The organism is Protofrankia sp. Cj5, assembly GCF_917627405.1.
Lineage (GTDB): Bacteria > Actinomycetota > Actinomycetes > Frankiales > Frankiaceae > Protofrankia.
On record NZ_CAKJTO010000026.1, the window covers coordinates 20,942 to 29,768 of the forward strand.

Consider the following 8,827-nt stretch of genomic DNA (forward strand, 5'->3'; position numbering starts at 1 on the left):
AGAGGCATGGCCGTCACATCCCACTGTGGGCATGTTGCCGCTCGTGACGTGCCGGCGGACCGGCGCCGCGGCGGAGAGCTGCGCGTGCTGCTCGGCCCGCGGACCGTCGGCAGCACGTCCGGCTTCATGGGCGTGGCCACTTTGTTGCCCGGTGAGAGGATCACCGAACATTACCATCCATACAGTGAGGAATTCCTGTGCGTCACGCATGGTGCGATTACCGTGGACTGCGATGACGAGCCCGTGGTCATCGCGTCCGGCGAGGGGCTCTACATCCCGGTCGGGATGCGGCACCGGCTGCGCAACACCGGGACCGAACAGGCCTCGGTGGTCTTTCACCTCGGTCCGCTCGCCCCCCGCCCCGAACTCGGGCACGTGGACACCGAGAGCCCGGCCGCCGAGAACCCCGCTACCGAGAGCCCCGCTACCGAGAGCCCCGCTACCGGCAGCCCGGTAACAGACCCGGTGGCTTTGTGATGGTCGCCTCCCGGCGCGTGGCCGTGACCGGGGTGGGTGTGGTGGCACCGGGCGGGGTGACCCGGCCGGCATTCTGGTCGACGGTCACCGAAGGGCGTACCGCCACCCGCCGCATCACCTTCTTCGACCCGTCGCCGTTCCGCTCCCGGGTCGCGGCCGAGTGCGATTTTGATCCGGTGGCGGCCGGCCTGTCCGCCCGGCATACGCGGCGATCCGACCGGTACATCCAGTTCGCCCTCGCCGCCGCGGCGGAGGCGGTCGCCGACAGCGGGATCGTCTTCGACGAGGACACCGCGAACGCGGCCGGCGTCGCGATGGGTACGGCGGTCGGCGGTACCACGGCGTTGGAAACCGAGTACGTCGTGGCCAGCGACAGCGGCCGGGAATGGCTGGTCGATCCCGACCATGCCGCTCCGTTCCTGTATCAGGCTCTGCTGCCGAGCAGTCTCGCGGCCGACGTGGCGGCCTGGTTCCAGACACACGGCCCCGCGCAGGTCGTCTCGACCGGCTGCACCTCCGGGATCGACGCCATCGGTTACGGCTACCAGCTCGTCATGGACGCGGAGGTGGATGTCATGATTGTCGGCGCTTCGGATTCCCCGATCTCGCCGGTCACGCTGGCGTCGTTCGACGCGATCAAAGCGACGTCGCCGGACGACTCCGACCCCGCGCATGCCTCCCGGCCCTTCGACCGGGACAGGCAGGGCTTCATCCTGGGCGAGGGCGCCGCCGTCCTCGTCCTGGAGGAGATGGGACACGCGCTGCGCCGGGGAGCCCGCGTCTACTGTGAGGTCGCCGGGTTCGCCACCCGGGGAAACGCCTTCCACATGACCGGCCTGCGGCCTGACGGCGCGGAGATGGCGGTCGCCATCGGTGACGCGCTGGCCCAGGGACGGCTGGCGCCGACGGATGTCTCCTACATCAACGCTCATGGTTCGGGCACCAAGCAGAACGACCGCCACGAGACAGCCGCCTTCAAACGCGCCCTCGGCGAGCACGCCTACCGGATACCGATCAGTTCGATCAAGTCCATGGTTGGCCATTCGCTCGGCGCGATCGGCGCCATCGAGATGGCCGCCTGCGCGCTGGCGATCGAGCACGGGGTGGTGCCGCCCACGGCGAACTGGGCGAACCGCGATCCCGAATGCGATCTCGACTACACGCCGAACACAGCGCGGGAGCAACAGGTCGACGTGGCGCTGTCGGTCGGCAGCGGTTTCGGTGGATTCCAGTCGGCCATGGTCTTCGCCCGGCCGCGGGAGGCTAGGCGATGACGCGCCAGGCGGCCGCGCCGCGCGCGGTCGTGACCGGCATCGGGATCGTCTGCGCGAGCGGCGTCGGCGCGGACACCTACTGGAAGACGGCGCTGTCCGGCGAGAGCCGGATTGAACGGATCTCCCAGTTCGACCCGTCCCGGTACGCAACCACCCTTGCCGGGGAGATCGACGGCTTCCAGGCCGCTGACCACATGCCCAGCCGGTTCGTGGTGCAGACCGACCGGTGGACCCAGCTGGCGTTCTGCGCGGCGGGCCAGGCGCTCGCCGACGCCGAGATCGATCCGGCGGCCCTCGATCCGTACGAGATGTCGGTGGCACTCGCGAGCGGTTCCGGCGGGAATGTCTTTGGCCAGCGTGAGCTCCAGCGGCTGTGGAGCTCACCGTCGCGCACGGTCGGCGCCTACCAGTCGATCGCCTGGTTCTACGCGGCCACGGTTGGCCAGTTGTCGATCATGTATGGCATGAAGGGGCCGTCGGCGGTGCTGGTTGCCGAGAGCGCCGGCGGTCTGGACAGCCTCGCCCATGCCGCGCGGCTGGTCCGCCGCGGCACCCCGGTGGTGCTCGCGGGCGGGACCGAGGCCCCGCTGTCCCCGTATGCGCTCACCTGCCAGCAGCACAACCACGCGATGACCGCCCGGACCGACCCGGCGCGGGCGTACTGCCCGTTCGACGTGGACGCGGATGGTTACGTGCCCGGGGAGGGGGGCGCGGTGCTCGTCGTCGAGGACCTCGGCCACGCACTGGCCCGCGGCGCGCCCGTCATCTACGGGGAGATCGCCGGTGCCGCCGCCACGTTCGACGGGCGGCCCTGGCGGCCCTGGCGGCGGGGAGCCGAGGGGGACGTGGAGCAGTACGCGCGTGCCATGACCATGGCATTGCGGCGGGCCGGCGTACGTCCGGGTGAGGTTGACGTCGTCTTCCCCGACGCGCTTGGCCTGCCCGCCGCGGACCGGGACGAATGCGCCGCCATGCGGGCGGCATACGGCTCGGCGTCACCAGCCGTCACCACGCAGAAACCTCTGGTCGGACGGCTTTACCAGGGTGGGGCCGCGCTGGACGCGGCGACCGCGCTGCTGGCCATGCGTCACGATCTTCTTCCGCCCACCGCGGGTACCCGCCGGCCGGCGCGGGGATGCCGGCTCCACTTCGTGTCCGAGGTGACCCCCACACCGGTGTTCACCGCGATGGTCAACGCCCGTGGACTGGACGGATTCAACACCTCCCTCGTGCTGCGCCGGTGCCCGGAGATCGACCTGAACGCGGTCCCGGCCGCTGGCACACGCCCGCGGCCCCAGCCGGAAAAGAAAGGGGACAACCAGTGATGACCAGCCCCGAGACGGCCGGCGGCGGCGCCGGGAGCGACACGGTACGGACGCTGCTGCGGATGCGCGCCACTGCCGGCCGTGAACACGAGTTCGAAAACGCCTGGCGGAAGGCGGCCGAGGTCATCAGCACGGTGCCCGGTAACATCCGCCAGGACCTCATGCGTGACCCGGATCTTCCTCGTGAATATGTGATCGTCGCGGATTGGGAGAGCCGGGCGGCGCTTGACGCCTTCGGGCGCAGCCCGCGCCGGGACCATCTCACCACGGCCCTGCGGGACCTGCGCGATGATGCGGACCGCCATACCTACCAGATCCTGCAGACCCTGGCCGGCCGGGAACCGGCGGTGCGTGTGCTGGTCACCACAACCGTGCCCGCGGGTGAGGAGGCAGTCTTCGAACAGGCCTTCCTCGACGTGGCGGCGGCGATGCGCGGTGTTCCCGGCCACCTCCGGGAAGAGCTTCTGCACGAGCCCGGAACGCCCACATACCACCTGCTCGCCGAATGGACGTCGAAGGCCGCGTTCCTCGACTGGGTACAGGATCCGCGTCATACCGATCGGACCAGGGAGCTCCTTCCCTACCTCAACCGCGGGTTCTCCCGCCGTGTCTTCACGATCGCGGCCCGGCCACCGGAGCCGGCAGCGGGCCCGGCACCGGATCCGGCCACGGCCGCCTCTCCGCTCACCGTTATCGGCGCCGGTAACGCGGCCGGTAACGCGGCCGCGCCGACGGCGCCGGGCAGGCGGCGGGAGCCGCGCGCGACAACCGACGTGCTGGTGGTCGGCGCGGGACCGACCGGGCTGACCCTGGCCATCGAGCTGGCCCGCCGCGGGGTCGCGTGCCGGCTGGTGGACAGCAACGCCAAGCCGCCGGGCCGGGCGGACAAGGCCATCGGGGTGCACTGCCGGACCATGGAGATCTGGGAGGACATGGGCCTCGCCCGCGCGGCCATCGATACCGGCATCTGGTTCAACGGCCAGATCGTCATCGTGAACGGACGCCAGACGCACCGGGTCGAATGGAATCATCCGGAGCTGCCATACGCCCACCTCGGACTGCCCCAGTACGAGACGGAACGGCTCCTCGTCGACCGCCTGAGTACCTTGGGCGGTTCGATTGAGCGGGGCCTGGAACTACACACCGTCACCCAGGACAGCGCGAACGTGGTCGCTCACCTGTCCACCGCCGACGGAGCGCGGGAAACGGTGCATGCCAAGTACATCGTCGGTTGCGACGGCGCGCACAGCGTCGTCCGCCGGGAGCTGGGGCTGTCCTTCAACGCCGGGGCCGGGCGGTTCCCGCAGCTGTTTATGCTCGCCGACCTCGACGTCGACTGGGCGATGCCCGAGGGGTACCTGCTGCGTTTCATGCACATGACCGACGGTGAGCTCGACGGGATGCTGGTGTGCGTGCCGCTGCGGGGCACGGGCCGCTACCGGATGGCGACCATGGCGCCGCCGCGCGTCATGGCGGAGGCGGCCCGCACCGAGGTGCCGCCCGGCTTCACCAAGGAGTACGAACCGCCGACACTGGCCGATTTCCAGGTCGCGCTCGACCGGCTCGCCCCGGCCGGCACCACCGGCCGCAACCTCCGCTGGTCGTCGATCTTCCGGATCAGCCACGGGATCGTCGACCGGTACCGGGTCGGCCGGGCCTTCGTCGCGGGCGACGCCGCGCATCTGCACCCGCCCGCGGGCGGCCAGGGCATGAACACCGGGATCCAGGACGCCTACAACCTCGGCTGGAAGCTCGCGCTCGCGGTGAACGGGCGCGCCGGGGCCGGGCTGCTCGACAGCTACGAGGCCGAGCGCCGCCCGGCCGGACAGGCGGTCATGGACCGCGCCGTCCGGGTGGCGTTCACCGACGAGATGGACAACGCCGACGAAAAGGCACAGTTCCTCGACGAGATGCAGCTGACCCTGACCTATCGGGGCACCCCCGGGGTCGGCGAGGCGCTCGGCTGGGATGCGCCCGACCGGGGACCGGCCGCCGGGGATCGCGCGCCCGACGTACACGGCCTGACCCGCCGCGGTGTCGGGCACCCCATGCGCCTGTTCGAACTGACCCACGGGATCTCGCACACCCTGCTGATCTATACCGACGCCAGTACGACCGAGGAGGACCTGCGCGGCTACGAGAAGACGGCTGGCGCGATCCAGCACCGGTTTCCCGAGCTGGTCACCATCTACCTGGTCCGGGACCCCGACGCCCCACGGCCGCCAGCGGTGGGCCTGCCCGTCGTGTACGACACCGGCCGACAGTGGCGCGCCGCCTACGCCGCCGCCGGACCATGTGCTTACCTGATCCGTCCGGACGGGCACGTGGGCTTCCGGACCAGGCCGGTCCTTGCCGGCGCCCTCGAGGACCATCTGCGTGCCGTGTTCGGCGATGGCCGGCAGTCCCGGGAGTGATCCCGGGTGTCCCGGGCGTCGACGGGGCGCAAGAAACATGATCGTGTCGTCGTTGGCCTGGAGCCCGGCCCTGGGCAACGGGAGATGCGACAGGGGAGGGAGCTGGCATGGAACGTGGGAAAGGCCGTCACCGACGGCTGCGGGTCGCGGTGTGCGGGGCCGGCGCGGCGGGGATGACCAGCGCGCTCGCCCTTGCGCGCCAGGGGCATGCGGTCACCCTCTTCGAACGGGACGCGGCCGCTCGGCCGGCACAGGTCGGTGCGGCCGCCGGCTGGCGACGGACCGGGGTCGCGCAGCTGCACCAGCCGCACGCTTTTCTCGCCCGTGGCTGCGCCGAACTGCTTGCGGGGCTGCCCGACGTGGTGGCGGCGCTGCACGCGGCCGGTGCGCTGGAGGCCGCGCTGCCACACGGGCTGACCTCCTTCCTGTGCCGGCGCAGCACGGTGGAGTGGGTGCTGCGCCGGCTGGTCGAGGCCGAGCCCGGCATCAGCGTCCAGCTTGAGGCCGTGCGGCGGGTCGAGGCGCACAGGGGGAGCGTCGACGTGGTACGCCTGGGTGACGGCAGCGCGCATCCAGCGGATCTCGTGGTCGACTGCGGTGGCCGGCGCGGCGCTCTCACGACGGAGATGCTCGCTGAAGAGGTCTTCGACGAGCCGGCCAACGAGACGTACCGGTCACGCCGCTACCGGCTGCGGCCAGGATGCCAGTTCGCCGCGGTCAACCGCGGGGTGATCGGGGTCGAGGAGGGCGACGGCTACTCGTTCCTGGTCTTCCCACACGACGCGGGGACGTTCACCGTCACGTTCGTGCACCTGCCTGAGGACAAGGCACTGGCGGGTCTGCGGGCGGTGCCCGCCTTCGAGGCGGCCGCGCGCATGGTTCCGCTCGGCGCGGCCTGGACCGACCCCGCGTTCGCCGAACCGATCTCGGATGTCATGGTCATGAACGGCCTGCGCAACGTGTTCCGTCCGCCGGGCCCGGCCAGGCCGCTGGGCCTGCACGCGATCGGCGACGTCGTGTGCACCACCAACCCGCATTTCGGTCGAGGTATCTCGCTGGCTGTGGCGCACGCTCTCACGCTCGCCCGCGCGGTCGCCGAGGATCCGGCCGACCCCGAACTGTGGCGTGACCGGGTCGACGCCTGGGTCCACGGTGAACTGTGGTCGTGGTTCGATGACGCCCGGTCGCTGGACCGGTCGCGTACCGTGCTCTGGCGGGCAGCTATGGCCGAGACCGACCCGGCCGCTGCCACCGCTGGGGCCATTCCGGCGATGAGCCCCCCGAGCCCGGCCGCCGTGCCGCGGCTCATGGTGCTTGCCGCGGCCGGCGTCGATCCAGTGGTGGCGCGGGCGGTGTTCCGCCACATGCATCTGGCCGCCGCGCCGGAGGAGCTCAACGCGGTGCAACCGCGGGTGTCCGAGCTACTTGCCGCGGGCTGGCGCCCGCGGCGGCCGGCCGGTCTGCCGACCAGGCAGGAGATCGTCGAGGTCGTTCGCGCGGTCAGGGCGCCGGCCATGTGACCGGGGGCGGGCCGCCCGCGGGCAGGGCGATCGCGGTGATGATCAGTCCGTTGCGGGCCAGCCAGCGGCCCGCGAACTCGGTCAGTTCATGACCGGCGAGGATCGGGCCGGCCACCAGCAGCCGAGCGTGGAAGGTACCGGTGGGTTCGGCGGTGATGAGCGCGTCGTCAAAGCCAAGCCAGCGTCTGGCCAGTGGGAACCATGCTTTGTACACCGACTCCTTGGCGCTGAACAGCAGCCGGTCCCAGCACACCTCGGGGTGACGTGATGTTCGCTGGTCGAGCCAGGAACGCTCCTCGGCCAGCGCGACCTGGTCGAGGACGCCCGGCGGCACACCCTCGTTGGGTTCGGCATCGATACCGATCGTGATGATATCGGCGGACCGGGACACGGCGGCCGCCCGGTATCCGGCACAGTGCGTGATACTGCCGACGACTCCGGCGGGCCATCGCGGCTCGCGCCGGGGACCGGGCAGGATCGGTGCCGGCGGCAGGCCGAGCCTGGCGAGCGCACGGTGGGCGCATACCCGGGCGGTGGTGAACTCCCGGCGCCGTTTGTCCACGGACCGCGCGAGGGTCGCCTCCTCCTCGGCGAACAGCACGGCGTGCGGGTCGTCGGTGAAGGCCTCGACCGCGACCACGCTGGCGGGCAGCAGTCTCTCAAGCAGGGCGGTCTCACGCATGCGGATCCGATGCATGCCGCTTCGGGACGCTCCAGGCCGAGGCGTACTGGTCCGGCGCCGGCAGAATCTGGCGCGGGACATTGCGCGGCATGTTCCACCGGCTCCATTCCCGCGGGTAACCGACCGAAACCTCCTCGAACCGGACGCCGTCATACCAGGTTGTCCGCGGGATATGAAGATGGCCGTAGACGACGGCTGTGGCCCGGAAGCGCAGGTGCCAGTCGGCGGTGCTCTCGGTGCCGCACCACTGCGCGAACTCGGGGTAGCGCAGCACATCTGTCGGGCCGCGTACCAGCGGGAAGTGGTTCACCAGCACGGTCGGCAGGCTCCGCTCGCGGGCGGCGAGCCGGTCGCGGGTGTGCGCGACCCGAAACCGTGACCATGCGTCCACGCCCGGGTATGGGTCGGGATCGAGCAGGAACTCGTCCGAGCACATCACGCCGGACTCGCGGGCCACGGCGAGCCCTTCCTGCTTGGTGCGGGTGCCCGCCGGGCGAAACGTGTAGTCGTAGAGCAGGAACAGCGGTGCGACGGTCACGGGGCCGCCGGCGCCTGTCCAGACGGGGTAGGGGTCCTCCGGGGTCAGCACACCAAGGCCGCGGCACATCTCCACCAGGTACTGGTAACGCCGTTCGCCGGTCAACCGCACCGGGTCTTTTCGCGGCGTCCACAGCTCGTGGTTACCGGGAACCCAGATCACTGTGGTGAACCGGCTGCTCAGCAGCGTCAGCGCCCACTCGATGTCCGCGGCGACCTCACCGATGTCACCAGCGACGATCAACCAGTCCGCGGCCGACTCCGGCCGGAGCTCCTCGACGATCTGGCGGTTCTCGGTATAGGCGACATGTAAATCACTGATGGCCAGTAATTTCCCAGCCGCGGCCCGGGATGCGGTCACCGGTCCGACTTTACTGTTTTAGCGCCGTTCAGGCGTTGACCGCCACCGGGCCGGCTGGTCCGCGTGGCCACGGGGAAGCGAGGGACGGACGCTCCCGCTCCACACCCACCCGGTCTACAGCGAGCGACACATGCGGCAGTACATCCTTGCCTTCGAGAAAGCGGCGGCTGCTTTCTACACGAAGACCCCGACGCTCTGAGAGCGTGTTTGAGATCGGGCTTTCGATCAGTGAGCCGT

At 70.7% G+C, this 8,827-nt stretch carries 8 protein-coding genes; 5 read left to right on the forward strand and 3 right to left on the reverse strand.

Annotated features, from left to right (window positions below):
* The first annotated feature begins 6 nt into the window (after positions 1-6).
* The 5 genes from MJ777_RS08140 to MJ777_RS08160 all read left to right on the forward strand — a co-directional run bounded on the left by MJ777_RS08140 (position 7) and on the right by MJ777_RS08160 (position 7,010).
* On the forward strand, positions 7-477 hold the full coding sequence (locus MJ777_RS08140; protein WP_239374721.1) for a cupin domain-containing protein: 471 nt from the start codon (positions 7-9) through the stop codon (positions 475-477).
* The gene (locus tag MJ777_RS08145; RefSeq protein WP_239374740.1) at positions 477-1,751 is read left to right on the forward strand and encodes a beta-ketoacyl synthase; all 1,275 of its coding nucleotides are present in this window, start codon (positions 477-479) and stop codon (positions 1,749-1,751) included. The genes MJ777_RS08140 and MJ777_RS08145 overlap by 1 nt, the downstream gene beginning before the upstream one ends.
* Positions 1,748-3,076 (forward strand): beta-ketoacyl synthase N-terminal-like domain-containing protein, encoded by a 1,329-nt coding sequence (locus MJ777_RS08150; RefSeq protein ID WP_239374743.1) that lies wholly within the window; start codon positions 1,748-1,750, stop codon positions 3,074-3,076. The genes MJ777_RS08145 and MJ777_RS08150 overlap by 4 nt, the downstream gene beginning before the upstream one ends.
* Positions 3,076-5,490: an FAD-dependent monooxygenase gene (locus tag MJ777_RS08155; protein WP_239374745.1), complete on the forward strand. Its 2,415-nt coding sequence runs from the start codon at positions 3,076-3,078 to the stop codon at positions 5,488-5,490. Before MJ777_RS08150 ends, MJ777_RS08155 begins: the two co-directional genes overlap by 1 nt.
* Positions 5,491-5,597: 107 nt before the next feature.
* Positions 5,598-7,010, forward strand: coding sequence for an FAD-dependent oxidoreductase (locus tag MJ777_RS08160; RefSeq protein ID WP_239374747.1), 1,413 nt, complete (start codon positions 5,598-5,600; stop codon positions 7,008-7,010).
* Here the strand turns inward: MJ777_RS08160 and MJ777_RS08165 are convergent.
* The 3 genes from MJ777_RS08165 to MJ777_RS08175 all read right to left on the reverse strand — a co-directional run.
* Entirely contained in the window at positions 6,991-7,692 is a 702-nt protein-coding gene (locus tag MJ777_RS08165) for a 4'-phosphopantetheinyl transferase (protein WP_239374749.1), read from the reverse strand. The genes MJ777_RS08160 and MJ777_RS08165 overlap by 20 nt on opposite strands.
* Positions 7,685-8,590: a metallophosphoesterase gene (locus MJ777_RS08170; protein ID WP_239308126.1), complete on the reverse strand. Its 906-nt coding sequence runs from the start codon at positions 8,588-8,590 to the stop codon at positions 7,685-7,687. Before MJ777_RS08170 ends, MJ777_RS08165 begins: the two co-directional genes overlap by 8 nt.
* 28 nt (positions 8,591-8,618) lie before the next feature.
* Positions 8,619-8,827, reverse strand: a 209-nt coding sequence (locus MJ777_RS08175) for a hypothetical protein (protein WP_239374752.1), incomplete at its 5' end; no start/stop codon positions are given.

Coding starts and splice junctions, on each gene's coding strand:
- MJ777_RS08140 (WP_239374721.1), top strand. CDS start 7: ATGGCCGTCACATCCCACTGTGGGCATGTTGCCGCTCGTGACGTGCCG.
- MJ777_RS08145 (WP_239374740.1), top strand. CDS start 477: ATGGTCGCCTCCCGGCGCGTGGCCGTGACCGGGGTGGGTGTGGTGGCA.
- MJ777_RS08150 (WP_239374743.1), top strand. CDS start 1,748: ATGACGCGCCAGGCGGCCGCGCCGCGCGCGGTCGTGACCGGCATCGGG.
- MJ777_RS08155 (WP_239374745.1), top strand. CDS start 3,076: ATGACCAGCCCCGAGACGGCCGGCGGCGGCGCCGGGAGCGACACGGTA.
- MJ777_RS08160 (WP_239374747.1), top strand. CDS start 5,598: ATGGAACGTGGGAAAGGCCGTCACCGACGGCTGCGGGTCGCGGTGTGC.
- MJ777_RS08165 (WP_239374749.1), bottom strand. CDS start 7,692: ATGCGTGAGACCGCCCTGCTTGAGAGACTGCTGCCCGCCAGCGTGGTC.